The organism is Sorangium sp. So ce375, assembly GCF_051473855.1.
GTDB lineage: Bacteria > Myxococcota_A > Polyangia > Polyangiales > Polyangiaceae > Sorangium.
Genome location: NZ_CP150335.1, coordinates 2,731,099 through 2,757,112, shown reverse-complemented (window position 1 = coordinate 2,757,112; position 26,014 = coordinate 2,731,099). Strand labels below are relative to the sequence as shown.

At 68.8% G+C, this 26,014-nt stretch carries 25 protein-coding genes and 2 pseudogenes; 12 read left to right on the top strand and 15 right to left on the bottom strand.

Annotated features, from left to right (window positions below):
* Positions 1-55 precede the first annotated feature (55 nt).
* The 3 genes from aqpZ to WME90_RS10555 all read right to left on the bottom strand — a co-directional run bounded on the left by aqpZ (position 56) and on the right by WME90_RS10555 (position 3,598).
* Positions 56-787 (bottom strand): aquaporin Z, encoded by a 732-nt coding sequence (gene aqpZ, locus WME90_RS10565; RefSeq protein WP_437280963.1) that lies wholly within the window; start codon positions 785-787, stop codon positions 56-58.
* A gap of 347 nt (positions 788-1,134) precedes the next feature.
* A complete protein-coding gene (locus WME90_RS10560; RefSeq protein ID WP_437280962.1) occupies positions 1,135-1,524 on the bottom strand; it encodes a DUF4156 domain-containing protein in 390 nt (129 codons plus the stop codon).
* 151 nt (positions 1,525-1,675) lie between these two features.
* The gene (locus WME90_RS10555) at positions 1,676-3,598 is read right to left on the bottom strand and encodes a GNAT family N-acetyltransferase (protein WP_437280961.1); all 1,923 of its coding nucleotides are present in this window, start codon (positions 3,596-3,598) and stop codon (positions 1,676-1,678) included.
* A 339-nt stretch (positions 3,599-3,937) separates the two neighbouring features.
* Here WME90_RS10555 and WME90_RS10550 point away from each other — a divergent pair, with 339 nt between their 5' ends.
* The gene (locus WME90_RS10550; protein ID WP_272101652.1) at positions 3,938-4,171 is read left to right on the top strand and encodes a DUF433 domain-containing protein; all 234 of its coding nucleotides are present in this window, start codon (positions 3,938-3,940) and stop codon (positions 4,169-4,171) included.
* Positions 4,168-4,557: a DUF5615 family PIN-like protein gene (locus WME90_RS10545; RefSeq protein WP_437280960.1), complete on the top strand. Its 390-nt coding sequence runs from the start codon at positions 4,168-4,170 to the stop codon at positions 4,555-4,557. The genes WME90_RS10550 and WME90_RS10545 overlap by 4 nt, the downstream gene beginning before the upstream one ends.
* Positions 4,558-4,575: 18 nt before the next feature.
* Here the strand turns inward: WME90_RS10545 and WME90_RS10540 are convergent, their stop codons facing one another.
* The 3 genes from WME90_RS10540 to WME90_RS10530 form a co-directional block, all read right to left on the bottom strand.
* Positions 4,576-4,716: a hypothetical protein gene (locus tag WME90_RS10540; RefSeq protein ID WP_437280959.1), complete on the bottom strand. Its 141-nt coding sequence runs from the start codon at positions 4,714-4,716 to the stop codon at positions 4,576-4,578.
* Between the two features lie 35 nt (positions 4,717-4,751).
* A complete protein-coding gene (locus WME90_RS10535) occupies positions 4,752-5,564 on the bottom strand; it encodes a class I SAM-dependent methyltransferase (RefSeq protein ID WP_437280958.1) in 813 nt (270 codons plus the stop codon).
* Between the two features lie 225 nt (positions 5,565-5,789).
* Positions 5,790-6,905 carry a hypothetical protein gene (locus WME90_RS10530; protein ID WP_437280957.1) on the bottom strand — a complete coding sequence of 372 codons (1,116 nt, stop codon included), beginning with the start codon at positions 6,903-6,905 and terminating at the stop codon, positions 5,790-5,792.
* On the opposite strand from WME90_RS10530, the gene WME90_RS10525 reads away from it, so the two are divergent.
* Together WME90_RS10525 and WME90_RS10520 are read left to right on the top strand one after the other, a co-directional pair.
* Positions 6,889-7,350, top strand: a complete 462-nt coding sequence (locus tag WME90_RS10525) for a hypothetical protein (RefSeq protein WP_437280956.1) — start codon at positions 6,889-6,891, stop codon at positions 7,348-7,350. The genes WME90_RS10530 and WME90_RS10525 overlap by 17 nt on opposite strands.
* A gap of 604 nt (positions 7,351-7,954) precedes the next feature.
* Positions 7,955-8,779, top strand: a complete 825-nt coding sequence (locus WME90_RS10520) for a lipocalin/fatty-acid binding family protein (RefSeq protein ID WP_437280955.1) — start codon at positions 7,955-7,957, stop codon at positions 8,777-8,779.
* Between the two features lie 66 nt (positions 8,780-8,845).
* On the opposite strand, the gene WME90_RS10515 is transcribed toward WME90_RS10520, so the two are convergent.
* A complete protein-coding gene (locus tag WME90_RS10515; RefSeq protein WP_437280954.1) occupies positions 8,846-9,799 on the bottom strand; it encodes a LysR family transcriptional regulator in 954 nt (317 codons plus the stop codon).
* A gap of 193 nt (positions 9,800-9,992) precedes the next feature.
* Between WME90_RS10515 and WME90_RS10510 the strand changes: the two genes are divergently transcribed.
* Positions 9,993-10,616, top strand: a complete 624-nt coding sequence (locus WME90_RS10510; RefSeq protein WP_437280953.1) for an RNA 2'-phosphotransferase — start codon at positions 9,993-9,995, stop codon at positions 10,614-10,616.
* Between the two features lie 135 nt (positions 10,617-10,751).
* Here WME90_RS10510 and WME90_RS10505 read toward each other — a convergent pair whose 3' ends face one another.
* From WME90_RS10505 to WME90_RS10495, 3 genes are all read right to left on the bottom strand, one after another.
* A complete protein-coding gene (locus WME90_RS10505) occupies positions 10,752-11,240 on the bottom strand; it encodes a hypothetical protein (RefSeq protein WP_437280952.1) in 489 nt (162 codons plus the stop codon).
* Positions 11,241-11,475: 235 nt separating this feature from the next.
* Positions 11,476-12,171: a hypothetical protein gene (locus WME90_RS10500; protein ID WP_437280951.1), complete on the bottom strand. Its 696-nt coding sequence runs from the start codon at positions 12,169-12,171 to the stop codon at positions 11,476-11,478.
* Positions 12,172-12,322: 151 nt separating this feature from the next.
* Positions 12,323-12,520, bottom strand: coding sequence for a hypothetical protein (locus WME90_RS10495; protein ID WP_437280950.1), 198 nt, complete (start codon positions 12,518-12,520; stop codon positions 12,323-12,325).
* A 152-nt stretch (positions 12,521-12,672) separates the two neighbouring features.
* On the opposite strand from WME90_RS10495, the gene WME90_RS10490 reads away from it, so the two are divergent.
* From WME90_RS10490 to WME90_RS10465, 6 genes and pseudogenes are all read left to right on the top strand, one after another.
* Positions 12,673-13,500, top strand: a complete 828-nt coding sequence (locus WME90_RS10490; protein ID WP_437280949.1) for a hypothetical protein — start codon at positions 12,673-12,675, stop codon at positions 13,498-13,500.
* 464 nt (positions 13,501-13,964) lie between these two features.
* On the top strand, positions 13,965-14,732 hold the full coding sequence (locus WME90_RS10485; protein ID WP_437280948.1) for a hypothetical protein: 768 nt from the start codon (positions 13,965-13,967) through the stop codon (positions 14,730-14,732).
* Between the two features lie 613 nt (positions 14,733-15,345).
* Positions 15,346-15,723, top strand: coding sequence for a hypothetical protein (locus tag WME90_RS10480; RefSeq protein WP_437280947.1), 378 nt, complete (start codon positions 15,346-15,348; stop codon positions 15,721-15,723).
* Complete coding sequence (locus tag WME90_RS10475) at positions 15,720-16,391, top strand: class I SAM-dependent methyltransferase (protein ID WP_437280946.1); 672 nt, start codon at positions 15,720-15,722, stop codon at positions 16,389-16,391. The genes WME90_RS10480 and WME90_RS10475 overlap by 4 nt, the downstream gene beginning before the upstream one ends.
* A 49-nt stretch (positions 16,392-16,440) precedes the next feature.
* On the top strand, positions 16,441-17,469 hold the full coding sequence (locus WME90_RS10470) for a lysylphosphatidylglycerol synthase transmembrane domain-containing protein (RefSeq protein WP_437280945.1): 1,029 nt from the start codon (positions 16,441-16,443) through the stop codon (positions 17,467-17,469).
* Between the two features lie 6 nt (positions 17,470-17,475).
* Positions 17,476-17,817 (top strand): annotated as a pseudogene (locus WME90_RS10465) (DDE-type integrase/transposase/recombinase); the annotation flags it as partial.
* A 99-nt stretch (positions 17,818-17,916) separates the two neighbouring features.
* On the opposite strand, the gene WME90_RS10460 reads toward WME90_RS10465, so the two are convergent.
* The 5 genes and pseudogenes from WME90_RS10460 to WME90_RS10440 form a co-directional block, all read right to left on the bottom strand.
* A complete protein-coding gene (locus tag WME90_RS10460) occupies positions 17,917-19,329 on the bottom strand; it encodes a c-type cytochrome (RefSeq protein WP_437280944.1) in 1,413 nt (470 codons plus the stop codon).
* Positions 19,326-21,680 (bottom strand): PKD domain-containing protein, encoded by a 2,355-nt coding sequence (locus tag WME90_RS10455; protein WP_437280943.1) that lies wholly within the window; start codon positions 21,678-21,680, stop codon positions 19,326-19,328. The genes WME90_RS10460 and WME90_RS10455 overlap by 4 nt, the downstream gene beginning before the upstream one ends.
* A 3-nt stretch (positions 21,681-21,683) precedes the next feature.
* On the bottom strand, positions 21,684-23,393 hold the full coding sequence (locus tag WME90_RS10450; protein ID WP_437280942.1) for an Ig-like domain-containing protein: 1,710 nt from the start codon (positions 23,391-23,393) through the stop codon (positions 21,684-21,686).
* A gap of 845 nt (positions 23,394-24,238) precedes the next feature.
* A complete protein-coding gene (locus WME90_RS10445) occupies positions 24,239-24,400 on the bottom strand; it encodes a hypothetical protein (protein ID WP_437283774.1) in 162 nt (53 codons plus the stop codon).
* Positions 24,401-24,476: 76 nt separating this feature from the next.
* A pseudogene (locus WME90_RS10440) lies at positions 24,477-24,776 on the bottom strand (family 43 glycosylhydrolase); the annotation flags it as partial.
* A gap of 68 nt (positions 24,777-24,844) precedes the next feature.
* Between WME90_RS10440 and WME90_RS10435 the strand changes: the two are divergent.
* Positions 24,845-25,927: a transaldolase family protein gene (locus WME90_RS10435; protein WP_437280941.1), complete on the top strand. Its 1,083-nt coding sequence runs from the start codon at positions 24,845-24,847 to the stop codon at positions 25,925-25,927.
* The last annotated feature ends 87 nt before the right edge of the window (positions 25,928-26,014 follow it).

Genomic DNA, 26,014 nt, shown 5'->3' with positions numbered 1-26,014 from the left:
GCTCCCTCGGCTCCTCCAGCCTGCTCCGCCTCCTGCGTCTCCTGCGTCTCCTGCGTCAGATTACCGGCGGCGACGTGACGACGGCCCGACCCGGCCTCGGGCCCACGAGCACCGGATAGAGGACCCCCGCGAGCACGCCGCCGGCGAGCGGGGCGAGCCAGAACAGCCAGAGCTGCGACAGCGCCCCTCCGCCGACGAACAGGGCGGGACCCGTGGAGCGCGCCGGGTTCACCGAGACGTTCGTGACCGGGATCCCGATGAGGTGAACCAGCGTGAGCGCGAACCCGATGGCGATCGGCGCGAACCCGCGCGGCGCGCCGTGATCGGTCGCGCCGAGGACCACCGTCACGAAGCCGAACGTGAGCACGATCTCGGCGAGGAGGCACGCGAAGAGCGAATAACCGCCGGGCGAGCGGCCGCCGTAGCCGTTCGAGGCGAAGCCTGCCTGCACGGCGAACGCGGCGGATCCGCTGGCGATCGCATAGAGGATCCCGGCGGCGACGATGGCGCCGGCGATCTGGGCGAGGACGTACGGCAAGAGGTCTCGCGAGGGGAAGCGCCCGCCGGCGACCAGGCCGAGCGTGACGGCGGGGTTGAAGTGCGCGCCCGAGATGTGGCCCACCGCGTAGGCCATGGTCATCATGGCGAGCCCGAACGCGAGCGCCACGCCCACGAACCCGATACCCAGCCTGGGATACGTGGCCGAGAGCACGGCGCTCCCGCAGCCGCCGAGCACGAGCCAGAACGTTCCGAGAAACTCTGCGGCCGTACGCCTGGACATCGACATCTCCATCTCTTCATCTCCTCTGCAGCAGCCCCCTCGGCGCGGCTCGTGGCGCGGCAGCGGCCGCGCCCGGCCGCTGAGCCATCCCGAGGGCTGACGCAGGCCGCACGGTCGACCGGCTGCAGCCCGCCGAGACGACGCGCCGCAGGCCCTTCGTCGACGTTGGATGAGCCCCGGCCCGCCGCGTTGCGGCCGAGCCGTTGGAGATCGGTTTGCCTGGTCGTGCTCGCCTCCCCGGCGGCGCCCGGACGGGCGCGCGGCCCCACACGACACGAGCTCCTGCCGGCGGCGCCGGAGGGCGCCTCGCTCTGCGGACCGTCGCCGCAGCGGCACCGCGAGATCGGCTCGCCTTACAGACCGACGAGCTGGGGCGGGCAGCTGTACGCGTTGCCCATGTGGGTGACGTCGGTCTGCTGGCCAGAGATGTTGTCTCGATCGCCGGAGATGGTGGTCCCTGCATTCGTGTTCTCCAGGACCACATAGTTGCCGCCCATGCCATGGGCCTTGTTCTTCATGTCGTTGACCGCGCCCTCCTGCAGGTTCGCATTGCTGGTGAACGCCCCGGAGAGCGAGCCGCCCTGCTCACCGATCAACGTCCCGAGGAACCGGCACCCCTGTGGGGCCGGCTGCTTGGTGACGATGACCCTCTCCGCGCCCGGGTTGAGCTCGACGGCGGCGCAGGCAGGCAGCGTCAGGCAGCACAGGAGGACAGCGAATGCACGGTGGATCGAGGTCTTCATGACAAGCACCTTTCGCCGATTGCTACGTGCGCGAGAGGGCGTTTCTTCCTCGCTGGACCGCCGGGACGGCAAGGTTCCGACACGCCCCGTCCTCGCGCGGCGGTGGGTCGAACTGCATCGTGACGTCGCGGCGCGGGCGCTCCTCTCCCGTTCACCGGTGCTCGATCCTCCGCAGCCGGTACGCTCGCCCGTCCCACAGCGAGAACGCCCGCTCGCCGCTCACGAGGACGTCGAACCCGTGGCGGGCCGCGAGCCGCGCGACGTCGGCCGCGTCGCGCGCGGGGTCGCCGCGGTACGAGTAGCCCAGGACGGCGAGCTCCCCGCCGGGCCGCAGCGCCCGGCGCGCCTCCGCGACGAGCCGATCGACGACCTCTGCGCCCGCGGCGACGAGGTACGGGAACGAGTCGACCGCGTACACGAGATCGAAGCGGGAGGGCGGCGCGTCGCCGAGATCGACGCCCGAAGAGACCGCGAGCACGACGTTCGAGCGCCCCGCGCAGCGGCGCCGCGCGGCCTCGATCATGCGCGGCGCGACGTCGAGCCCCCACGCCTCGCGCACCCTCGGCGCGAGCGCCGCCTCGAAGCGGCCTATCCCGCAGCCGATCTGCAGGATCGCGCGGTCCTCGCCGATCGCGCCCCACCGCTCGAGGAGCTCGACAACCTCCCGCGTCGCCCGCTCGAGGATCTCCGGATCGCCGAGCGAGTACGCCGCGACGCTCGCCTCCTCCGAGCGCGCGCAGAGCTCGTCGAACAGCCGCGCGGCGGTCTGGCACGCTCCACGCGCGTCCGCCCCGTCGACGCGCGCGTCCCGGTGCGCGCCCAGCATCGCCGCCACGGTCGCGCACGCGGCGCGCCGCTCGTCCAGGCAGCGGCGCATCGCATCGAGGCGCGCGGCGGGCTCCCCCTCCCCCGCCGCCGGCCGCGCGGCGTCGATCGCGCGGCCGGCGGCCGCGAGGTCCCCCGCGGCGCCGAGCAGCCGCACGAGGCCGACCTCGGGCGACGCCTCGCCGGACATCACGGCCTGCACCGCGCCCTCGCGGTCGCCTTGCCCGACCTCCCGCCCGGCCGCGCGCGCGCCCTGGTGCCTCAGCCGCCGGCGGTACGTCCAGCGGTCGACGGCGCCCCAGTCGTACTTGTACGGCTCGCGGCCGCGGAGGAAGTCCACGGTCCGCGCGCCCTCGCGCGCCGCGTGCTCGATCGCGCTGGCGAGCATCACGAGCCCCGGGCTGTACCAGGCGAGCTCCGGATCGAAGCCGGTGATGTACGACGCGAGCCCGCCTCGCTCGGCGAACCCGTAGAGCGACGCGATGATCCGCCCGTCGAGCCGCAGGCCGAACAGCCGCAGCGCGCCGCGCGCGCACAGCCCGCGCGCGGCCTCGCGATGGAACGGCCGGAGCGCCTCGTCGAGCACGCCGCCCTCGCCGCGCGAGCACCAGCGCGCCCGGTGGTTCGCGAACAGCGCGTCGAGCAGCTCGTCCACGCTCGCCGGGCCGGCCACGTCGACGCGCAGATCCCCGGCCCGCGCGAGCCGCTTCCGCGCGCGGGCGATGCGCGCGCGCATCGCCCGCGAAAACAGCGCGTCCGGCCCGGCGCCCTCCGGGATTGCCACCGCCGGACACGCCTCGTGCTTCTCGACCTCGTCCGACCAGCCGGCGGGCGCCTCGGCCAGGAGCAGCGGCGACGACCCGCGCAGGTCGTGGAGATCCGCGGCATCCCAGGCGTCCGCGCGCGCCTCGAGGCAGGCGAGCGTCGCGTCGGCGACCGCGCGCTCGTACCCGGACACGGCAAGGACATCGTTGTAATCGGTGATCCCGGCGCCGAGCAGGGCGACGACGCGCTCGTCGCCGATGCGGTGGACCGCGAGGGGCGCCAGGCCGACGAGCCCCTCGGCGGACCGGAACACAAGGGCGAGCACCTCCTCGGGCCCGAGCGCGCGGCACCACGGGATCAGCCACTCTGGCCGCTGGAACGCCGTCGCCGCCGGGCAGCGCTCCCACAGCGCGCTCCACGGCTCCCGCAGCGCCTCGAGCTCCTCGCGGCGGCTCAGCACCTCTACGTCGAGTCGTTCGCTCACCTGCCCTCCGAGCGGCGGGCCCTGCTCTCCTCGGCTCCTCGGTCCTCGACGAGCGCGCTCGTGCGCTCGCCGGGCTCCCCGGCGGCGTACTCTCCCAGAGGCGCGCGGCCGCGCAACCGGCGTGACTCATCTGGCTCTGGCGAGTCCGCGCCAGCCGACCCCTCGCCTGGGACCGCCGGTTGCGCCGAGCTTGTCAGCCCCCTGACCCGCGCCGTCCCCCTCGGACTGCTCAGGTGGATGCGGTGCCCGCCGGCGACGTACGACGGGTACGACCGGTCAGGCGAGGGTGAGGACGGCGCGTCCCGGTCGGTGTATCCTTCCGCAGGAGATCCTCAGACCATGCGAAATTTTGACCGGATCACCGCACACCCGGGCCGCATGAACGGGCAGCCGTGCATCAGGGACCTTCGCCTTACGGTGAAGCGGGTGCTCGAAGTGCTTGCGACCTATCCCGACCGCGAAGAGCTGCGACGCGATTACCCGGAGCTGGACGACGAGGACATCCGGCAAGCCCTGGCTTTCGCTGCCGCCATGATCGGGGATGAGGTCATCGACCTGCCTCGGAGCGCATGACGCCGACGATTCGATTGCTCCTGGATCAAGGGCTTCCGCGCTCGGCGGCAGAGCGATTGCGTGCGGCCGGTGTCGACGCGATCCATGTGGCCGAGATCGGGATGTGGGCCGTGCTCGATGACGAGATCCTCGAGCGAGCCAGGCAATCCAACCAGGTGGTCGTGACGCTCGATGCAGACTTTCACACGCTGCTCGCGCTTGCCGATGCAAACGCGCCCTCCGTGTTGAGGCTACGCGTAGAGCGACTGAACGGAGAGGCGTGTGCCAAGCTGATTCTGGATGTGCTCGCTGTGTGTGGCTCAGAGCTCCTCGCAGGCGCGGCAGCGACAGCGGATCTCAGCCGCGTCAGGGTCCGGCGATTGCCGCTGGTCGCTCCCGGAAGATAGACCAAGGCCAGAGCGCGCTCAGCTGTGGCCGAGCACCGGGTGCGGCCGGTACGGCTCGGCGAGCGCGCGCAGCTCCTCGGCGTCGAGCTTGAGCTCCACGGCCTTGGCCGCGTCGTTGACGTGCGACAGCTTGGTCGCCCCGACGATCGGCGCGGTCACCCCGGGCTGCTGGATCCGCCCCACGGCGCAACGGGTCAGCCGTCCGCGCGGGCCACGGCGAAGATCAGGTGACGTTCCAGCCGGATCCCCTCAGGCGCGCGGCGGCGCTCGAGCTCGGCCGCGAGCGCCGCCTTGACCCGCTCGGCGTCCTCCGGAGCCAGATTGGACAGGAAGTTGCCAAACGAGCTGGCGAGATAGAACGCGACCACGTCGTCGGTGGCCGGGAAGTAGTCCGTGAAGGAGCGGATCTGGAGCTCCGGATCCTGAAAACCGGCGAGCGCGAGCGTCCTGCTCAGATCGTCGGAGGTCACTTTGTACGTTGTGTTTCCGAACGTCTCCGCGGTGCCGGTCAGGCCGAGAGAGGACAGCACGCCGTCGAGCGTGGCCTCGAACTCGTGCGGCCGCTCCCTCGCGGCCGAGGTGATGCCGATGCGCCCCCCGCGCGTCCCCCCTTTGAGCACGCGGCGCGCCTCGCGCAGCGGACCGAGCTTCTCTGGCAGCCAGTGGAGCACGCTGTTCAGGAAGACGACATCGAAGCTGCCGTCGGCGAACTGCGAGAGATCCTCGGCCTGGCCGACGCTGGCACGGAAGCTCGGCGTGCGCTTCTTGTTCGCCAGCTCGACGCGGAGCGGCAGCGGATCGACGCCGACCACCTCGCCAGAGGGGCCGACAAGCTCGGCGACATGGGCCCCGAGCCGGCCGGTGCCACACCCGACGTCGAGGACGCTCTCTCCCGGAGAAATCCGGAGATCTTCGATGAGCAGCTTCCCATGGTTGAACTGCCGATCACTGACACGATCATACGTCTCGGCCAGAGCAGCCGAATCGAGCGCGAGGCTGACCATCATGGCTCCTTGTGAGAGGAGGTGGCGCTCGGCGAAGGCGGCTCCGAGGTGGGATCGCCCCCGAGCACCACATGTCTGTTATGGAGGACAATAGTCCGTCATAGCAGAGCGAGCAAGCGCGTTCGCGGCCGTTTCGCGCGATGGCGGCGGTGTGTCGAGGCGCCCGGAGAGCGCTGGAAGACAATAGGGAGAGGCTGAGGAGCGAGGCGGGCCAGGCGAGCCCGCGGGTCACCGGGCGGCGCGCCGCCGGCTGCCCTGTCGCGCCTGGCTCGCCGCCCTGGCCTCGACGAGCGGATTGCGTGCCTCTGCCGCGCGCAGCCGCTCGAAGCGCTCGATCCGCGCGCGGTGGCCGCTCTGCCGCAGCGTCCGCGCGAGCACCACGCTCTTGGCGAGCCGGATGAACCGCAGCCGGTGCGCCGAAGCCGCGTCCTCGACGTCCCTCCTGCCCGCCCCGGGCCCGAACTCGCGATCGTAGGCGGCCCGGAGCCGGTGCTCGCCGCGGAGGCCCAGCGCGTCCGAGAGCCCCTCGAGGGCGGCCCGCTCCGCCGGGGTCGACCACGAGAGGACCCTGGAATAGGGGGTCGCCATGGTCTCGTGATCGGGCTTGTTGACGAAGCGGCGCAGGAACACATCGGACGTCGCGACCGGCACATCACCCGTCGCCTGGTGGAGGAGCGCGTACGCGAACGCCTCGTTCATCCCCACGAGCTGGTTCTGGTCGTAATCGGCGCCGTCGACGCGCTTCCCGAGGCGATCGACGCCCGAGAGGGCGGCGAAGAAGAAGCTGCTGAAATCGGTGTAGTCCGCCTCGTCGATCTCGGGCGTGCAGCCCGACGCGGGGCGATCCCGGGTCGCCGCGAAGAACCCGACGATGTCGCGCTCGACGAGCTCGCCGTCCGGTCTGCCGCCCTCGAAGAGGAGGTTCGCGAACGAGCCGGAATAGCACTGGGCCATGACGAGGACGACGGGGGTGCCGTCCGGCAGCTCCTTCATGCGGGCGGCGAGGTCGCGCACGGACAGCCCCCCTCCGCCCCAGAGGTCGAACACGTTGTTGTCGAGGTCTTGTCCCGGATCCGGGCTCCCGTGACCGGCGAAATACAGCAGCAACGGGTCCGCGGGGCGCGCGTGGACGAACCTGCGCCAGATCGCGTCGAACCCGAGGCGTGTGGTCGCCCCGTCGATGCGCGGCAGCCTGGGCGCGCGGTAGCGCATGTGGAGGCCGTCGAGGAACTGCACGCTCCGCGTGCCCCGGCGCCCGTCGGCGAAGAGGACGCGCCGCTCCACCGTGGCCGGGAGCAGCGACTGGAAGTACCGGACGTGGCCTTCGATGGCCACCTGGTTCATGGGCGGCCTCGGGCCGCCGCCCACGACGAGCGCGCGCCAGGCCGCGGGCTTCGGCAAAGGCGCGGCGTCCGGGGCCGGCGGGGCGAGCGAAGCCGGTGGCGCCTGCGGGGCGGCCGGCGCGGGCGAGAGCGCCTGCGGGGCGGCCGGCGCAGGGCGCGCCGGGTGTGCCGGCACGGAGCGCGGCGGCCGCGCGGAGGAGCCGGCTGGCGCAGGGCGCGCCGGGTGTGCCGGCACGGGGCGCGGCGGCCGCGCGGAGGAGCCGGCTGGCGCAGGGCGCGCCGGGTGTGCCGGCGAGGCGGCTGGCGCAGGGCGCGGCGGCCGCGCGCCCGCGGTCGCGGCGGTCGCCGTGGCGACGGCGAGCACGGCGACCCGGAGGAGCAGATGGTGCGCGGCGATCACTTCCTCGGCCTCGGCAGCGCACGTCGCGGCGCTCGATTCTAGGTAGCACGACCGGCTCACCCGCGTCGACAGGCGCTCTCTCGATCTCTCGGCCGGCCACCCCGGGTAGGCCCAGTCGAGATGGCTGGCATCGAGCGCGAGCTACAATGGGGACGCGTGGTTCCGTGGCGAGCGTCACGCGATGCCCCTGCGACGAGCGCGTGTGCCTCCGTGAGGGCGCGCGCATCGCGCGTCAGTCTGTTGCAGTCAGCCAGGCAGCCTGTCTGTCAGCAATCGAGCAGCCTGTCTTCAGGCACGCTGTCTGCCTGCCTGCTCCACTCCGATCCAGGAGGGCGCGCTCGTCCTCGACGAGGGCCGCGCGAACCGGCCGCTTTTCGCCGCAGACGAGGCAGATTGCCTCGTCGAGCCCATCCTCGACCACAGCAGAGCTCCCCTTCCCCTCGCCACGGTCTCAGGCTGTCGACCGCCAGGCGTCGCATGCCCGACGGCACGGTTCGCCGGCAGGAGGGATCGGCGGCGCGCCGCGCTCGGCCCGGGGAGACCCCGAATGGCTGAGATCGGCCCTCCTCTGCCCGGATCTTCTCATCGTCCTCTGGCACGCAGGTTGCCGTTCCCCGCGCAATCGAAGCACGAACACAGGAGGAAAGACCATGTCGGCCAGCTCATCGAAGACGACCATCGATCATGACGAGATCCGCCAGTGGGTCGAATCGCGCGGAGGCCGCCCGGCGACGGTGAAGAGCACCGAGGAGGGCGGAGAGCCTGGCATCCTCCGCATCGATTTCCCGGGGTACAGCGGGGAAGACACCCTGGAGGAGATCTCGTGGGAGGACTTCTTCGGCAAGTTCGAGGAAACAAACCTCGCCTTCGTGTACCAGGAGAAGACAGCGGACGGGCAGCCGAGCCGCTTCTCCAAGCTGGTGAGCCGCCCGGACGACATGGTCCAGAAGGGCAAGTCGACCGCGCGCGTGTCAAAGGGCAGCGCGGCCAAGGCGAGCAGCGCCAGGGGCACGAGAGAGGAGAACGGGAAGGCCGAGCTCGACGTCGAGGTGGAGGTTCAGCTCGATCTCGACGAGGAGCCCGGCGGCGCCGAGAAGCACGCTCGCGGGAAGCACGCACGCTCGAAGGGCGCCGAGGGCGAACACGCGTCCCACGTGACCATCGACCATGACGAGATCCGCACCTGGGTCGAGGCGCGCGGCGGCCACCCGGCGACGGTGGAGCGGACCGAGAAGGAGGGGGAGCCCGGCGTCCTCCGGATCGATTTCCCCGGCTACAGCGGAGAGGAGTCCCTCAAGGAGATCTCGTGGGACGATTTCTTCGACAAGTTCGAGGCGTCAAACCTGGCCTTCGTGTACCAGGAGGCCAAGGCGAGCGGCGAGCCGAGCTATTTCTCGAAGCTGGTGAGCCGCCCGGAAGACATCGGCGGCAAGAAGGCGAAGCAGAGCAAGCAGAAGTCGAGAAAGGCGGCCTGAACCCGGAAGGCAGGACCCCGGAAGGCGGCGGGTCGGCAGGGGGCAGAGAGCGCTCGACGCAGCGCCTCAGCGCCGGCGCGCCGGCGTGGTCGGGGCGGCGCCGGGCGCGCTCGACGCGACGGACGCGCCCGCCTCGCCGGACGCGCGCGTCCTCTGCCACGCCGAGGCGTGCGCGAGCAGCGCATCCCGGAGCTCTGCGGTCGCGCCCTGGAGCTCGCCGCGCCGGCGGACGGCATAGAAGACCTTGCGCGGCAGCTCGGGCAGCGGGCGCGCGACGAGGCCGCGGGGGAGACGGCAGCAGGCGTTGACCACAGCGATGCCCACGCCGAGCTGGACGAAGTGGAGCATCAGCTCCCAGCCGTTCGCCTCGACCGCAGGCTCCCAGCGGACGCCCGCCGAGAGCAGCGCCTGCGCGAGCAGGGCCCGGTGGGGCCGCGAGGGGCCGGGGACGACGAGCCGCGCCCCCTCGAGATCGCGCAGCCGGATGTGGCGCTTCCGAACCAGCGGGTGGCCCTCGGGGACGACGAGGACCTGCGCCACCTCGGTGAGGCGGTCGGCGGCGAGCCCGTCCGGCGCCCCCTCGAGCGGCGCGACGCCGAGGTGCGCCTCGCCCGCCGCGACGGCCTCGAGCGTGCCCTCGCGGTCGCGCGTGAGCAGCCGGAGCGGGGCCGCGGCGCGCGCGGTGAAGGCGCGGATCCCCTCGCCGAGCAAGTAGAGGTACGAGCCCTCCCCGGCGCAGAGCACCACCGGCTCCCGGCTCTCGCCGTGGCGGAGCACGTCGAGGAACGAGCGCGTCCGCTCGCCGACCTCGCGCCCGAACGCGGCGACGCGCTTGCCGTCGGCCGTGAGCTCCAGCCGCTGCCCTCGCCGCTGGTAGAGCGTGACGCCGAGCGCCTCGCCGAGCTTGCCGATCTGGGCGTGGAGCGCCGGCTGCGAGACGTGGAGCGCCCGCGCCGCGCGCGTGAAGTTGAGGTGCTCGGTGAAGACCACGAAGGCGCCGAGCCAGTCGAGGTTGAGCATGGCGTGAAGCTATCGCGAAACGCGATAGCGACTCCAGAAATACTTCTTCCGGAGAATAGCCTGGCGTCTATGCTCTCTTCCAGTTCTTCCCAATCCCTGCACCGTTCCCTGCACCGTCCAGGGACGCTCCCGGAGCTCGCAGCCCGCGCGGATCGCGGACCTCGGCTCCGGCTCGCAAGAATGGAGCTCGACGATGGGCCGCGATCGACTGACCGACAACAGCAAGAAGCTCTCCTGGCTGCTCCGCCACGCGGCGCCCTCGCAGGGCGTCGCCATGGACGACGCCGGCTGGGTGGCCGTGGACGACGTCCTCAAGGCGCTCGGGATCCCGCGTTCGCTGCTCGACGAGGTGGTGGAGAACAACACGAAGAACCGCCTCGAGCTCCGCGGGGACCGGATACGCGCCTCGCAAGGGCACTCCCGCGAGGGGATGCCGGTGACGCTCGCAGGCCTGGAGGCGTCGTGGGAGGAGATCCACGGCGACGCGTCGATCTGGCACGGCACAAGCGTGGACGCCGTGAGGGGCATCGCGCGCGAGGGGATCCGGCCGGTGGCGCGGACGCACGTCCACTGCACCGACGCGCTGGGCAGCGCGGTCGGCAAGCGCTCGAAGGTCGACGTGATGCTCGAGATCAGCCCCGCGCGGCTCCGGGCGCGCGGCGTGCGCGTGTTCCGCAGCCAGAACGGCGTGATCCTGGTGCGGGAGGTGCCAGTCGACTGCCTCGTCGGGCTCCTGCCGATCGCCGCGCGCGCGAAGCGAGAGGACGAGGCGCTCCGGGCGCTGCTCTTCGGCGAGGGGTCGCGCGGGGCGGCGTGATGGCCTGGCACCGCAGGTCAGAGCTCCTGTCAGAAAAGCCGGTTGACAACCAAAGCCGGTCGTTCACCGGTCGCCGCCGGAAACAGCAGCGATTTTCCCGGCTTCCGCCTGAATCGCCGCCGAGGCCCGCCCCGGTTACCCCTCGCGCGCCACGCGGATCGCCTCGGCGACGCCGGCGGGGGTGAGCTCGGGTTCCCCCAGGAGCGCCGCCGCCCAGGCCGCGACCTCGGCTGCCGTCCGGAAGACGTTCGGCGCCCGCTTCGTGTACAGCCGCGTCATGATGGAGCGGACCGAGGCGGCGATGAACCCCTCCGACTCGACGAGCGTGGCCGTGCCCCTGAGGTGCCGAGAAGCGGAGCTCGCCGCCCGCTGCATCGCGGCCCGGCTCGCCTCGTCCGGCGGTCCGGTGTCCTGACGGGGGAGGACGACGACGAAGACCGCGCCGCCCGGGTGGCCCGCCGCCCAGCGACCGAAGAGCTCCCGCGACCGTTCGATCCCGGCCGCGGTGGCCTTGCCCCGCCAGACAAGCAGCATGATCCGCCGCCACACCGCCACCACGTACGCGTCGGTGCACTCGAGCACCTCGGTGGTCACCGGAACCGTACGAGGAGTGGCCACCATCATCTTCGATGATTGTTCTTCCGCCGGGGGGATAGTCGTCAAGCCCAAGCCGCGGATCCGACGCTCGCCGGACCCGGTGGACGCGGCCACGCGGCCACGCCAGCAGCCCGTCCCTCTCCAGCCGCTCGAGGGCCGCCCGGGCGTCACGCCACTCGGCCGCGGTCCCCCTCGGCGCCTCGTGCAGCGGGGAGCGCGTGCGCAGAGGAGACGTGCCCGAAAGTGAAGCGCTGAAGCAGATTTACGCGGCCTTCGCCGGCTTCGGGTTCAGCTCGAGGAAGCGGCGCTGGTAAGCGTACGAACGAAAGCGGATCTGCAGCGGCGGCTTGTTGGCGCTCTCGATCTCGAGCTTCGCGCCGTCGTCGTGCTCGGCGCAGTGCGGGATGCGCATCGTGTAGGTCGTGCCGCCGCCGGTGCGCACCGCGATGCTCCCGAGCGCGAGCCCGGCCGCGGCGACGGCCGCGTTGGTCCCGGTCTGGCCGTCGTGCGCCTTCGCCTCGATGCCGCGGGTCGCCGGCTTCGCGCACACGCAGCAGCCTTCCGGCCAGCGGATCGTCTCGCCCGTCACCGGCGCCGGAAAGCCCGGCTTCGGGTGGACGTAGTCGTCGGCGAGCACGGTGAGGACGCGCTTGTCGACGAGGTACGCTGCCTGACACTTGTTGCAGAACTCCGGATCGTCGGTGTGGTTGAGCTCGATCTCCTCGAGCGTCGCCTGGCAGCGCGGGCACGTCGCGGTGCCGGCCAGGTCCTTGGCGGCGAGGAGCGATCCGAGCGCGAACACCGCGAGCCCGATGCCGCCGACGAGACAGAGCAGCCACAGCAGACCGGAGCGGCCGATCATCGCGTAGAAACAGAGGAACGAGAGGCCGGCGAGCACCGCCGTGATGACGGCGTACTTGATGGTGGAGCCCGTATTGCGGGTCACGGTGGACGTCATGAGCGCGACGTTAGCGCCGGTCGACCCTCGAGCGTGCGCCGAACGCTGTCGCGGAGAGTGGGTAGGAGGGCAGCCCTGGTCTGGGCTTCGAGCTCGCAGCGCCGTCGGGGCGGCGGAGAGGCCAAGGTGCTCGACGTGTTCTACCCCTCACCTACATCGCCCCTGCCGGAACGAACCCCGGCTCAATCCTCGCCGCCCCCTCGAAGCACCCGAGCGCCGCCTCCACCTCCCCCGTGGCGTCGGCCACCGGCCTCGGCGCGGTGATCGAGACCAGGCGCTCGTGGAGCTGCCCGCCCTCGAACGAGAACGCGTCCTGCCGTATCCCGTCGAACCCGAAATTGACCACCACGACGAGCGTATCTTTGCACGCGCGAGGTGCGCTTTCATCATTCGCGGGCAGGGATCTCCGCGGAGAGGAGCGCACCTCTCGCGCTCGGGGTCAAGCTTCCGCGGGACTCGCTCGCTTGCTCGCCGAGATGCCGCGCTGATAGGCTGAAGCGCATGTCGCCAAGCTCGAGGTCACGCCCGCCGCATCCGGCCACGATCGTGCAGCCCAAGCCGGCGATCGGAGCGCCGGCGGCGAGGCCGCCGCATCCGGCCACGACGGTGCAGAAGAAGCCTGCGATCGGGGGCAACGCCACGAAGCCGCCCCATCCGGCCACGGCGGTGCAGAAGAAGCCTGCGATCGGGGGCAACGCCACGAAGCCGCCCCATCCGGCCACGCTGGCGACGCGTTTCGGGCGCTCCATGTCGGTCGCTCAGCGATCCGCGGAGTTGAAACACGACGCGAAAATCAAAGGCCTGGATCCTCGCGCCATCTCGAACCAAGACCTCCCTGTCGGCGACCGCCAAGGCATCGTACAGACGTTGAAGACGAAGGGGTATGTGAGCCCGACGATCGTGGCCAACGCCTTCCTCGACTACGGCGGCCGCGCAGTACACCTCGTGTATCACATCGATTTCACGGGCGCGACGCACGCGGGCGAGCGCACGCCCCACATCCAGATCATCATGATCCGTGAGGCCGGCAGCCTCTCGCCCGGCGGGGCCACGAGGCAGGGGCTCCCCGTCACCCGAGAGCTCACCCGGGGTGAGATCTTCGAGATCCTCGGCGCTCTGCCCGACTTCGACGCGAAGACAGCCGACGCGCCGGACAAGGAGCTTACGATGCCAGCCTCGGTGCGCCAGTGGTTCGCGCAGGTGAGCCACAACTACATGGCGGCGGTCGATGCAGGGCGCAAGATGCACGATATCTTCTGGAGAGATTACGTGGACGCGAAAGACCACGACAAGTGGTCGAAGACGATCGACAAACTCAAGAAGAGGTGAAGGACGGTGGCCCGCGCGCCCCGAGGAGCTCGCGCGAGGAGGAGGAGGCGTCGATAGGACGCCGTTCGAGCAGCACGGGCCATCGACGTTCTTGCAGGGACGTCACAAGAGCGCCTCGCTCGGCGCGGAGCCCTCCTCCGCAGGCCATCCCTGCTGGCGCTGTATCTCCGGGGGGAACAGGTGTCTCCTTCAGAGAGACAGGGGGCCCGGCAGCCCCATGCTCATCTCCGGAGATCGGGGGAGCGATGAGCCTCGTTTTCAGCGCGAACGCGTGGGCTCGCCGGGGGACACGCGGCTCGCTCGCCGTGGCATGACGATTGCGAAGCCCATCGCCGTACGCGTCGTTTCTCGGTGACAACGCCCCTTCGACGCCCCTTCGGCCACCGAGCCATGCACGTTGTGCGTGGTCGACGCGCAGGGGTCGCTCGTCGGCGCCGAGACGATCGTCCCTTCACACAACGGAGATGGCAATGAAGATCAGTCGAACGATCGAATCTGCTCGCGCAAAGGATCATGCGACCGGCAAATCGCTCCACGTTTCTCGGCGCACGATCTTGGGTTTGCCGCTATTGGCCGCGCCGGCGCTGCTCACAGGCTGCAGCGCCGAGACGCTCCTCAGCGCAGGGTTCAACCAAGACGCCGTATCTCAGCTGCCGGGCTCACAGCAAGCGGTCGGCACCGTCGCGGCGTCGCTCGGCAACGGCAACGTGATGGTGACCGCCTCTCCGGCTGGCGAGGCCGACGATCACTGGGTGCTCCTTGAGCACCCGAACTTCAACGATGTGACGTCGATCCAGGGTCGCTTCAGCGCCTTCCGCGGGGATGGTCAATACATGGCGACCGCCAGGCTCTACATTCCAAGCGATACCGGCGGAGTCCCGACGCTGCAGTTCGAGGGCTTCAACCAGCCGCTGAGCGACTTGAAGAGCTTCTTGCACCTCGACTTTCTCCCGAACGGAACGGTGCGCGTCAACGACGACAGCAACTTGGTCTTTGGAGCGTACCAGCGCGGGCAGGTGTTCAGCGTGCAGGTGACGTTCAACATCAGCGCGACCGCGGCGACGGCGACCATTTCCCTCCTCGGGGCAGCGTCGGGTAGCCTCGACGTCGCGATCCCGAGCTACTTTCTCAGCCAGGCGCGGAACTTCGGCGCGGTCAGAGCCTGGATGGGCGCGAACTTCACAGGCGCCTTCTACGTCGATGATATCTCGGTCATCTTCGCAATACCGTAGTCGCGTTGTGAGAGTGAGCGCAAGCATGGCTGGCTGAAGACGTCTCTGGACCTGCCGGCAGGCATCCCGAGCGCTGACACATTCCGCTCTGCCGAGAGCTCGAGCGGCAGCTTGGCCGGCCTCTGTCGATCGAGCACGAGGGCCCGAGGGCTGGGGATGTGCATCACTCGCTCGCCGATATTTCTCGGGCTTTCGAGCTCCTCGGGTACGAGCCCGGCGTGCGCTGGGAGGACGGGCTCGGTCGGACGGCGGACAACCCCTCGGACCTGCAAAAGAGCGGGCAAAAGAGCGGGCACGCGGAGGCGGCGAGGCGTGCCCGGGCGGGCTCGGGTGGAGCCTCGGGGTCTGTGATTGGTCGTCGACACGGCAAGCTCATCGGCTGAGCTCGGATGGGTTTTACACGGTCATCAACTGGCTCAGCGACACCCGGATCGAGCCTGGCGCGGCTGATTTCTGCTTGATGTCGCGCAAGGCGCGCAAGGTGCTCGCCCGTATGCCCGAGCAGCACCGGTTTGTCCGGGGCCTCGTCGCGTGGATGGGCTTTCGCCGCGCGTACATCCCGTACGTCGCGCCGCCTCGCGCTGCGGGGCATTCGAAGTATTCGTTGCGGAAGATGCTGCGGCTCGCGCTCGATGCCGTCTTCGCGTTCTCCGTCGCGCCGATCCGGCTCGCGACCCGGGTCGGGGTGGGGATCGCCGCGCTCGGGGCGCTCTACCTCGTGTACACCATTGGGCGTGCGTTATGGCTGCACGACACGGAGCCCGGCTGGAGCTCGCTGCTCAGCTCGCTGCTCATCCTGGGCGGGCTTCAGCTCGCGTTCACGGGGCTCATTGGTGAATATCTCGCGCGTGTATTCGAACAGGTGAAGGGCAGGCCCATTTACGTTTTCAAACAACCCCCCGAAGAGCGCCCGAGGCGCGCGACGCCCGCTGCGGCCAAGAAAAACGCACGGACGGAGGCGCCCCTCGAGCTCGCGAATGAGCAGGGATGACGATGTCAAGCCGCGTGCCCGATCAACGAGAATACTCCCACGACCGGCTCGGTGATCGCTTCGAGAGAGCGCTCTCCCACTACGATACGCGGCGCCGCGTCGAGGCGCTCGTCGACGAGTTTCTCACGGACGAGATGGTCCGCGGCAAACACGCGCTCGACGTCGGCTGCGGCCTCGGGTACTTCAGCGAGGCGCTCGCGAAGCGCGGGGCTATCGTCACGGCTTGTGATCTCGGCCCGAACCTCGTCGAGGCCACGCGCAAGAGGGTCGGCTGCGAGGCCGTCGTCGCCGACGCCCTCCGCCTCGTCGATCAATTCGGCCGCGATCGATTCGATCTCGTGCTCTCGTCCGAGTGCATCGAGCATACCCCGGATCCGCAGGCTTGCCTCCGGCAAATGGCGGGGGTGCTCAAGCCCGGCGGGTATCTCTCGCTCAGCACGCCGAACCTTTTGTGGCAGCCTGTCGTCCGCCTCGCGTCTCGCCTCAAGCTTCGGGCTTTTGACGGTCACGAGAATTTCAGCACGTGGGGGTCGCTCGCGCGTCCTCTCGGGGACGGGGGGGTCAAGATCATCCGGCGCAAGAGGTGCACCTCTTCCCGTTCCAGTTTGGCCTCCACGAGCTCTCTCGTTATTTCGACGCGCATTTGCAGGGCGTCTCCCGGCTCATGATCAACCTTTGCATCCTCGGTCGCAAGGACCCTGAGTTGGGCTTTGGCCCGTGGCGTCGAAGAATTCGAAGGATTCGCGGAGAAGGCTCCTCAGGCTCGGTATTCAGCTCGTGGGGCCGCTGCTCCTCGTGCTCGTTTTCCTTCGTATGCGCGACTCGCGCGTCGCGCTCGACGCCTTGCTCGCGGCCGACGTCACGCCTCTGCTCCTCGCCCTCGCCGTGAACCTCGGCGTTTTATGGTTCAAGGTGCTCCGCTGGGATGTGTTGCTCGCGGCGCGTGGGCTTCGCCTCCCTCGGGCGCGGGCTTGGACGTCGTTTCTCGCCACTGTCTACGTCGGCCTGATGACCCCGGGGCGCGTGGGCGATGTCTTACGGGTCCAGTACCTCCGGCACGACGTCGAGATGCCGTATGCCGAGGGAATGGCGCTCGTCGTGCTCGACAGGCTCTTTGATCTCTATGTCCTCCTCGCGTTCGTCGCGGTCGGCATTGCTCGTTTCTCCAGCATCATCGCCGGGGATCTCGCGAAGATCACCTGGCTCGGCGTGGGCCTCGTCGCGCTCGGGCCATTTGTCCTTTTCTATCGTCCGCTCGCTCGTCGCGCGGTCGGCGCTGTGTATCGGCGCCTGCCCGGTGATTTCTCGAACGAAGGGTTCGAGCGTTTCCTCACCGCGCTTCGGGCGCAGCGGGCGCATCACGTCGGGCTCGCGCTCTTGCTCTCGCTCTCCGCGCTGCTCTTGAATTTCCTCCAAGGTTACTGGCTGGCTGGCGCGCTCGGGGCTCCCATTGGTTTTTTCGATATCTGTTGCCTGCTCGCCGTCGCCAGCCTGCTCGGCTTGCTGCCGATCTCTGTCTCTGGCATCGGCGTGCGCGAGCGCTTTTTTTCGCTTGTTTTTCCGGTGCTCGGTTATGCCTCCGAAAAGGGCGTGGTCTTCGGGCTTGGCGTCTTCCTGGTCATTTACCTCGCCGTGGCGGTATTGGGGGTCCTGAGCTGGCACGTCGCTCCGCCGCCCTTCGGGGAGCCTCTCGCTCGTTTGCCGGCGCCGGAGCCGTTCCCCAAAGACGCGGCCAAGCCTTCCTGAGTCGGCATCGCGTCGCTGCTCGGGCCGGCGAAGAGGACCTATTTCCACCTGTACGTCATCCTCGACGTCTTCAGCCGCTACGTCGTCGGCTGGATGGTTGCCCCGCGCGAGTCCGCGACGCTCGCCGAGCGGCTCATCAGCGAGACGTGCACCCGCCAGGGCATCACGCGTGGCGAGCTCACGCTTCACACCGACTGAGGCACGTCGATGACGTCGAAGTCCGTCGCGCTCCTCTTGGCCGATCTCGGCGTCTCCAAGACGCACTCACGTCCACATGTCTCCAACGACAACCCGTTCTCCGAGGCCCACTTCAAGCCCCTCAAGCATCGCCCTGACTTCCCTGAGCGAGGTCGCGCGGGTCGTCGACTCAACACAATTGGCGCTCTGGCACTCGAGCCACGCCGACCAGAAGCGCAGACGGCGCCTGTCAATCGCAAGGAGACAGCGCTACTTGCGCAGCTCTTCGATGGCCGCGGCGAGCTCCGCGGGGGGCAGACTGTCGGCGGCGCGCCAGGGCGGCATGCGCAGCGGCGAGGTCGCGGGCTCCTGCAAGCGAAAGATGGCCTTGTCCTTCGTTTCTCGCGACATGCCGTCCAGGTTCTTCACGTTGAACGCGGAGCGCCTCAGCGCCGGGTTCGAGCGGCCGTCGTGGCAGCGCGAGCAGAGTTGTGTGAGCACGGCGCGCCCGCTCGCTCCCGGCGGCGGCACCAGGCCGAGCTTCACCTTCGCGTCTGCGGAGAAGAGGTCGCGCAAATCGAGCAGGGACTGTCGCGGGGCCGCGCCCGTCACCACGTCGAGGTAGGACCTCGTCCGCTCCGCACGGAGCGCGGGATCCGTCACGTCCACGAGCGGGTAAGGCACCGAAATCGAATCACCCGCCAGCGACACGGTGAACTGCTTCTCCCAGATCGGGCTCGACGGGCCGGCCTTGGCCTCGGCCTCGATGCGCGGGTCGAACGCGTTCGGCTGCGCCGCCTGGCCTTCGGCCACGAGCAACGCCTCGAGCTGCGCCCCGCTGCCCTCGTCGATCGCATTCTGGATGGTCGCGATGGGGATGCCGCCGTACTGCGCGTCGTGCGCGTGGGCTTCCAGGAACTGCGCCGTGAGCACCCGATCGGAGTCCGTGCGCTGCACGAAGCGCTGCGGGAACCAGTGCGTCCAGGGGAACTCCAGCTCCTGCATGCGCAAGATCTTCTTCGTGCCGTAGCCGTCGGGCTGGTGGCACGAGCGACAGTCGAACGAGGTATTTTCGACGTCTTCCTCGCCGTAAATGCTGAACGCGGTCCAGTCGTGCTCTATCTCTTCGGTGAGCAGGCTCGCGAGATCGCAGCCGCCGTCGTAGTCACACTGTCGCTCGAAGGTCAACAGGTAGAAGTTGTAGTCACCGGTCGAGAGGTCGCGGCTCACGATCTCGACGAAGGGCTCACCACGAACGAAGCCGAGCGCGGTCATCTCGGCCGGCTTTTCGCGCATCTCGCTCACGCGCGGAAAGACGATGAGGCGCGGATTGATGGAGGAGACGGCCCTCTTCACGAGCGAGGTGGAGTTGCCGGTGAGCGCGAAGGCGCAATTTTCGTCGAGCTTCGCGACTTTGAGCAAGCTGGCGACGTCGGTGATGCTCGGTCGCGGCGTGGCGCACACCGCCTGGAAGAAGCTGTCGCCGCGCGGCGTGGCGCAGAACGCGCTGTACTGCGCCTCGCGCGTGGGTAGGGCCAACAGCTCCGGGTCGGGAGCGCTCACGGGCGGCAGCGTGTCCCAATTGTTCGTCGCCTCGTCCGTGGCAATCACCTCACCGATGTCGCCGACGACGCATGCCGGTAGCAGCAGCGAAACCAGGCACAGGCTCGGAAGGTGCTTCATGACGGCCTCCTGCGGCGAGCGCCGAACGTCATCAAACTCGCCACGAGCGCGAAGGCCAGGAGCGGCGCGCGACGGTCCGAAGGCCCGCCCGTCACGCTGCAGCCTAAGCCTAAGAAGCCTCCGTCCTCGCTCGGCGCCTCCGCATCGTCCTCGCTCGGCGGCTCCGCGTCGACGGTGCCGTCCAGCTGCTGCACGTAGGCGATGAGCTGCCCGAGCTCGGCTTCGCTGAGCCCGCTGATGAAGGCGTGGCGATCTTCGGGGTTGGCCGTGACGAGGACGTCGCGCAGCGTCGGCGCGGAGCCATCGTGCAAGTACGGCGCCGTCTCCCAAACGCCGTTCAAGGTCGGCGTGTCGATGCCGAACAGCGGCTCACCGGCGCGCATGCCAGAGGACGCCTTCACGGTGCCGACATCGTGCAGCTTGCCGCCCGCGCTGTCGGTTCCGTCGGGACCCGTGTGGCAGAAGTCGCAACCCAGGCGCCTGAAGATGGCGCGACCCGCGACGCCGTCTGCGGTGAGCGAGCCGTCGGGGTTGCGGAAGGGGCTCGGGCGGTACGTGTCGAGCGAGCCGAGGAACGCCGCCAGCGCGTCGAGCTCGGGGCTCAGGCCGGCCTTCTTGTCGCCGCGCGGCGTGCCGACGGTTCCCACGGCGAGCTGCTCGGCGGTCAGGAAGCCCTTCCCGCCGAACAGGTTGCGGATGTTGTCGTCAGAGTCCTGGATCTCGTCGAAGCTGCCGCTCCAGTTGACGTTGCCGTGGCCCGTGCCGCGCCGTCCGAGCAGCGAGACGGTGTTGCGAAGCCCCTCCCCCACGCTGCCGAAGTCCCAGACTCGCCCGTCGTCCGCGCCGTCGAAGTGACACGACGCGCAGCTGATGTAGCCCTGGTCGCTCATGCGTATATCGGCTGAGTTGAAGAACAGCTGCTTTCCGCGCAAGACCTGCGCGTCGAGCTTCTCCGCGGCGACGGTCGGAATGTCGGCCAGCTTCTTGGTGATGAGGTCGTGCGAGCTGACGATGTCGGCGACGTCGTAGACCGCCACCGTACGGCTGAGCGACGCGTGCACGAACAGCTTGTCGGTCTCGGTCAGCGCCAGGCCGCGCGGAGAAAAGCCCGTCTCTTTCAGCGCGGTCACGAAGTCGCCCGTGTAAGCTTCGCGGACCTCCACCAGGGCCGAGCCGGCCACGCTGACGAACGCATAGTCGCCGAGCGGCGTGAACACGACCTGGTTGGGCAGATTGCGATCATCCAGATCGATGCGCCGCGCGACGTCCTCGACGCCCTCCGCGAGGTTCAGCAGCGCCAGGAGCGGCCGCACCGTGTTGTCGTCGGTGAGATCGAGCCCATCGCGAAAAGGACCACGATAGATGTTGTCCTTCTTGCCCGGCACCCACGCGAACGAGCCGTCGGGCGAGAGCGCCGCCGAGAACAGGTAGTTCGGCAAGCCACGCCCTTGTTGGTCCGTGTCCTCCGTCGTGGTGTCCGCCGCGAGCTGGAAGCGCGTGCTCACCTGGAAGGTCGCCGCGTCGATGCGCGCCACCTCCCCGTGGCTGTCCTCGGAGATGAAGCGCGTGACGTAGATCTGCGCGCCGTCGTGCGACACCGAGACGCCCCGCGGCGTGCCGCCGAGCACCAGCTCCGCCACGACGGCGCCGCTCGCCGCGTCCAGCTTCAGCACCTTGCCGACGGCCATCAGCGTCACGTACGCGGCGTCCCCGGTCGGGCTGATCGCGAGGCCCATCGGCTGCGACGCGTACGGCAGCACGACCTCGCGCTCCACCGCGAGCGACGCGGCGTCCATGATGGAGAGCGAGTGCGCGTCGCGGTGCAGCACCCACAGCTTGCCTTGCGCCGTGAGCGCGAGCCCGACCGGGCCGCGCGCCACCGGCACCTCCGCGAGCTTGATCAAGGCGTTCGCGTCGAGCACGGTCACGCTGTCGTTCTCGTAGTTCGCCGTGTAGACCTTCGCGTTCGGCTGGTCGTAGACGAGATCTGTCGAGCCCGCCGCGCTGCCCGGGACGAGCGGCAGGTGCGCCGTGTGCACGAACGAGACGCTGGTGAATCCGACATCGTCTTTGACCGTCGCCAGCACCGGGTAGTGGCCGGGGGCGGCGTAGGTGTGCACATGCTGCAGGTCGTCGACGGTGAACTCGGTGCGTGTCTCGTCTCCCATGTCCCAGCGCACCTGGACGGGGCCGACCGCGCCGCCGATCGTCAGGTCGAACGTGACGGCCTCGCCGGCGAGCGAGGGCGCGCGCTCGGCGATGCTGGCCGTGATGGCCAGCGCCTCGGCCGGCCAGGCCGCGACCGAGCAGATGCCTCCGAGCAGGCCGAGGACCTTCGGGAGCGAGCGCATGGCTCAGGGACCGGTCGTGAACGTTGACTTGAACTCGGCCGCGATGCCGTTGCCGACGAGATCTTTCACGCCGCCCTTCGGCAGGACGATCTCGTAGGTGGTGTTCGGCATCAGGTCCTCGTCCGGGTCGAAGTTGACGATGCCCATGTACAAGCCGAACGTGCCCTTCACCTGCTGTCCGCCCATCGGCCTCACGATGAAGCTGCCGTGGTGAACCGTGGTGATCTCGACGTTGTCGGTGAGGCTGAGGCCGATGCGCGACTTCCTGGGCAGACCCGTCGCCCCGCTCTTCGGCAACACCGTGTCGACCGCCGGCGGCGTGGTGTCCGGATCCGTGGAGTGCGCGGCGATGACCATGCCGCGGTACGGCAGCTCGTCGTCGGCCAGCACCACCAGGCTGCCGACCGGGATCGAGAACTGATCGTCGCCGTTCGTGAACTCGAGCCGGCCCCAGACGCGGCTCTCGATCGACATCCGGTTGATGTCGCGCACGTTGATCTTGGAGACGCCGGCGTCGGGCCGCAGGTGGCCCAGGAACATATAGCCGTCGGAGAAGCTCATGTACTCGGACCCAGCGGGGTACCCCTTGGCCCTGAACGCCGAGTCGGGCAGCGTCGCGATGGGTGAATTGGCCGAGCCGATGTCCGTGGGGTCGGTCAGCACGTCCCACACGCGCAGCGGCGACTGCACGTAGACGTGCTTGCCGTACAGACCACAGATGTAGCTCTTGCTCGGGGCGATGAAGTCGAGCGCGACCGGGTTCATCGGATCGCTGATGTCCATCGTCGCGATGCCGCCGTTGTCCTTGGGCGTGGTGATGACGAGCGTATTGCCGACCGCCCACAGCGGTCCGGCGCTCACGCCGCCAAACTGCGAGGTGGGGATCTTCTTGACGAATTTCACGTCCTCGGGATCCGCGGCGTCCAGGATGTGCAGGCCCGTGTTGGTGCCGCCGACGTAAATGACGCTCCCCTGCCAGTACATGCCCCAGACGGAGTCGGTGAAGTCCCCATAGTTGATGCCCTGGAGCCGGACGAGCCTCACGTGACGAGGCGCGCGGGCGTCGGTGACGTCCCAGATGTCAACGCCGGTGCCCGAGGTGGTGACCTGGTAGAACTTGTCGCCGTAGCGGGCGACCGAGGTCTGGTGCGACTCCGCCTCGCCGACGCCCTTGGGCCCTCCCTTGGGATCGAAGCCAGGGCTCTGGATGCGCGAGAGCATCTTCGGATTTGTCGGATCGGCGATGTCGTAGAAGACGATCTCGGCGTTGCCCGCGCCCTGAACGTAGCCGTTGATGACGATGGGCTGGTTCTGGTGATGGCCCGCCTCGAGGGTCGGCGACACCAGGCCGTCTCGCCAGTTGTTGCGCGGCAAGTTGATCTTGTTCGCCGGCATCGGCGTGTTCGGGATCTTGCCTTCCGGGGCGGTGATCATTTCCGAGTCGATGGGCTCGGAGCCGCCGCTGCCGGTCGTGGCGCCTCCGCCCGAGCCGCTCGTAGAGCTGGAGCTGCTGCTCGTGGAGCTGCTGCTCGTGGAGCTGCTGCTCGTGGCTCCTGTCACAGGCATCGGCGCCCCGCCGCCAGAGCCCGTCACCACGGATGTGGTAACGCCGGAGCTGCCGCCGTCGTTATCTTCCGGCGTCGGGCCGAGCTCGGCGCCGCCGGAACACGCCGCGAGCAGGGCGGCGAACGAAGGAAAGCCAACCCAACGCATCCTTATCGTCTTCGAACGCATCCCTATCCTCTTCTGTAGGCGGAAATCATGACGGATGGTCACCCCGCGGTAGCTTGGAGCCGACAGTGTCCGCCCGCTGCCGCGCTGACGCTCGAACGCATGAACGCTCGAACGCATGAACGCTCGAACGCTCGAACGCATGAACGCATGAACGCATGAACGCATGAACGCATGAACGCATGAACGCATGAACGCTCGAACGCTCGAACGCTCGAACGCTCGAACGCTCGAACGCTCGAACGCATGAACGCATGAACGCTCGAACGCATGAACGCTCGAACGCTCGAACGCTCGAACGCTCGAACGCTCGAACGCTCGAACGCTCGAACGCATGAACGCTCGAACGCTCGAACGCTCGAACGCTCGAACGCGCCGACTCGCCGACTCGCCGACTCGCGAGGCGACATGTTGAGGAGCGATTGTGAACGTTCACGTCTTGTTCGTCAAGCTCAATCACCGCTCGAGTTCTCGAGAATTTATGCCGTGTGAAGGCGGCGTGACCGTGCACAACAACGCGGGACAGCATGCCCTCGCCCCGAGGGGGATGACGTACCCCTCATCGCGTTCGCAATGCGTGCCTTCAGGCTGGCCAGCGCCGCTAGCAACGCAATGCAGCCGGCGTGTGCGCTGCCGAGCGACGAGAGGCCGCGCACGCGCGACGGATTGCCTGGATCGTCGGGGGGACGGAACCACGTGACCGGCCCTTGTCGGATCGATCTCCGTGATCAGGTTGATGCCGAAATCATTGGGATGGTCGAGGTCCCATTGCACAGGCCATTTTTGATGAGCATGTAGGTCTTGCAGCTGTCGGGATCGACGAAGACCTAGTTGTCGGAGCCGGTTCCTCGCTCGTACGACATGTCGCTGCCGGGCGGCGTGTAGCGGAAAACATCGACCTTCTTGGGCTCTGACCACGGGCCGTCGAGGCTCGGCGCCGAGGAGAAATGCTGGGTGGCGCCGATGGAGTAGTAGACCCGGTACGTCATCGGCCTTGACGATGACGCCGCACCAGGTGCCCTGACCGGGGCCCGTCTGCTCCTCCAGCGCGGCCGCAGTGGAGTGGACCACCCGGGTCACGCGCTCCCAGCGCACGAGATCCGTCGAGCGCAGGATCTCGAATGAGGGCATCCTATGGAAGTTCGACCCCACGAGGTAGAAGTCGTCCCCCTCCCGGTAGATGTTCATGTCCGGGTGATCGCCGGGCAGGACCGGGTTCAGATAGGTCGTCGGGTTGAACGCCTTGCCGAACGTGGCCGTCAGCGTCTTGCTCGCGCTCACGTCGACGGCGATCGGGTTGTCCAGCCAGGCGCTGGTCCCGCTCCATCCGAGGAAGTTATAGCCCGGGGCGGGCGCCGCGGTCACGGTGACCGAGCTGCGAAATTTTTATTCCAAGCCTTGCCAATTCGTAGAAAATATGTTCCAATAACAGAATGTTCACCGCATTTCGCAGCCCCCTGCACGAAATGGCCTCCACCACCCCCACGGAATTCTGGAGCGACTCGTGCGCGGTAGGCGACCTCAAGTATGCCATCGAGCACGGCGCGGTCGGCGCCACCAGCAATCCCACCATCGTCGCCAGCGTGCTCAAGACCGAGTTCGGCGACTGGAAGGCGTGCGTCGAGGAGCTGTTTCAAGCGCAGCCCACGTGGACGGAGGCGCAGATCGCCTGGAAGCTGATGGAACAGATGTCCGTGAAGGCTGCCGGCCTGCTCATGCCCGTGTTCGAGCGGACGGGAGGCAAGAAGGGCTGGTTGTCGATCCAGACCAATGCAGAATTTCACAAGAGCCCGGATGCGCTCGTGAGCCAGGCGCTCCATTTCGCGTCGCTCGCCCCCAACCTGCAGGTGAAGATTCCGGCGACCGCGGCCGGCATCCAGGCTATCGAGGAAGTGACGGCGCAGGGCGTCAACGTCAACGCCACCGTCTCGTTCACGGCGCCGCAGGCCGTCGCCGTCGCCGAAGCCGTCGAACGAGGGCTCAAGCGCCGTGAGGCAGCGGGTCATTCCACGGCCAACATGGTCCCGGTCTGCACCATCATGGTCGGCCGCCTCGACGACTGGCTCAAGATCGTGTGCGAACAACAAGGCAAGGTGCCGACCCCCGGCACGTTGGATTGGGCCGGCGTCGCGGTGTTCAAGAACGCGCTCAAGATCTTCAAGCAGTCCGGTTACCGCACGCGCCTGCTCGCCGCCGCCTACCGCCATCACCTGCACTGGTCGGAGCTGGTGGGCGGGGACGTCATCCTTACGATTCCTCCGGAGTGGCAGCGCAAGTTCAACGCCTCCACCGTCCCGGTCATCCCGCGCATCGACAACCCGGTTCCGCCGCAAGCCATGACCGAACTTTCCGAGCAGTTCGAGGACTTCCGGCGCGCCTACGATCCCAAGGGCATGAAGGTGGCCGAGTTCGACGGCTTCGCCGCCACCCGCCGCGCGCTGCGCACCTTCCTCGATGCGTATTACGGGCTGCTCAGCTTCATCCGCGACCTGCGTATTCCGAATCCAGACAAGTGAGCTGACCAGCGCCGGCCGGCGGCTGTGGCCCGGGGGGCTGCCGCGTCGCAGCCCGCCCCCGCGTTGTCGCACCTCTCCGCGACCGCT

Bases quoted from the DNA above. Each gene is read 5' to 3' on its own strand.
- aqpZ (WP_437280963.1), bottom strand. From the start codon at position 787: ATGTCGATGTCCAGGCGTACGGCCGCAGAGTTTCTCGGAACGTTCTGG.
- WME90_RS10560 (WP_437280962.1), bottom strand. From the start codon at position 1,524: ATGAAGACCTCGATCCACCGTGCATTCGCTGTCCTCCTGTGCTGCCTG.
- WME90_RS10550 (WP_272101652.1), top strand. From the start codon at position 3,938: ATGCGAAATTTTGACCGGATCACCGCACACCCGGGCCGCATGAACGGG.
- WME90_RS10545 (WP_437280960.1), top strand. From the start codon at position 4,168: ATGACGCCGACGATTCGATTGCTCCTGGATCAAGGGCTTCCGCGCTCG.
- WME90_RS10535 (WP_437280958.1), bottom strand. From the start codon at position 5,564: ATGATGGTCAGCCTCGCGCTCGATTCGGCTGCTCTGGCCGAGACGTAT.
- WME90_RS10525 (WP_437280956.1), top strand. From the start codon at position 6,889: ATGGCCACCTGGTTCATGGGCGGCCTCGGGCCGCCGCCCACGACGAGC.
- WME90_RS10530 (WP_437280957.1), bottom strand. From the start codon at position 6,905: ATGAACCAGGTGGCCATCGAAGGCCACGTCCGGTACTTCCAGTCGCTG.
- WME90_RS10520 (WP_437280955.1), top strand. From the start codon at position 7,955: ATGTCGGCCAGCTCATCGAAGACGACCATCGATCATGACGAGATCCGC.
- WME90_RS10515 (WP_437280954.1), bottom strand. From the start codon at position 9,799: ATGCTCAACCTCGACTGGCTCGGCGCCTTCGTGGTCTTCACCGAGCAC.
- WME90_RS10510 (WP_437280953.1), top strand. From the start codon at position 9,993: ATGGGCCGCGATCGACTGACCGACAACAGCAAGAAGCTCTCCTGGCTG.
- WME90_RS10505 (WP_437280952.1), bottom strand. From the start codon at position 11,240: ATGATGGTGGCCACTCCTCGTACGGTTCCGGTGACCACCGAGGTGCTC.
- WME90_RS10500 (WP_437280951.1), bottom strand. From the start codon at position 12,171: ATGACGTCCACCGTGACCCGCAATACGGGCTCCACCATCAAGTACGCC.
- WME90_RS10490 (WP_437280949.1), top strand. From the start codon at position 12,673: ATGTCGCCAAGCTCGAGGTCACGCCCGCCGCATCCGGCCACGATCGTG.
- WME90_RS10485 (WP_437280948.1), top strand. From the start codon at position 13,965: ATGGCAATGAAGATCAGTCGAACGATCGAATCTGCTCGCGCAAAGGAT.
- WME90_RS10480 (WP_437280947.1), top strand. From the start codon at position 15,346: ATGCTGCGGCTCGCGCTCGATGCCGTCTTCGCGTTCTCCGTCGCGCCG.
- WME90_RS10475 (WP_437280946.1), top strand. From the start codon at position 15,720: ATGACGATGTCAAGCCGCGTGCCCGATCAACGAGAATACTCCCACGAC.
- WME90_RS10460 (WP_437280944.1), bottom strand. From the start codon at position 19,329: ATGAAGCACCTTCCGAGCCTGTGCCTGGTTTCGCTGCTGCTACCGGCA.
- WME90_RS10455 (WP_437280943.1), bottom strand. From the start codon at position 21,680: ATGCGCTCGCTCCCGAAGGTCCTCGGCCTGCTCGGAGGCATCTGCTCG.
- WME90_RS10450 (WP_437280942.1), bottom strand. From the start codon at position 23,393: ATGCGTTGGGTTGGCTTTCCTTCGTTCGCCGCCCTGCTCGCGGCGTGT.
- WME90_RS10445 (WP_437283774.1), bottom strand. From the start codon at position 24,400: ATGACGTACCGGGTCTACTACTCCATCGGCGCCACCCAGCATTTCTCC.
- WME90_RS10435 (WP_437280941.1), top strand. From the start codon at position 24,845: ATGTTCACCGCATTTCGCAGCCCCCTGCACGAAATGGCCTCCACCACC.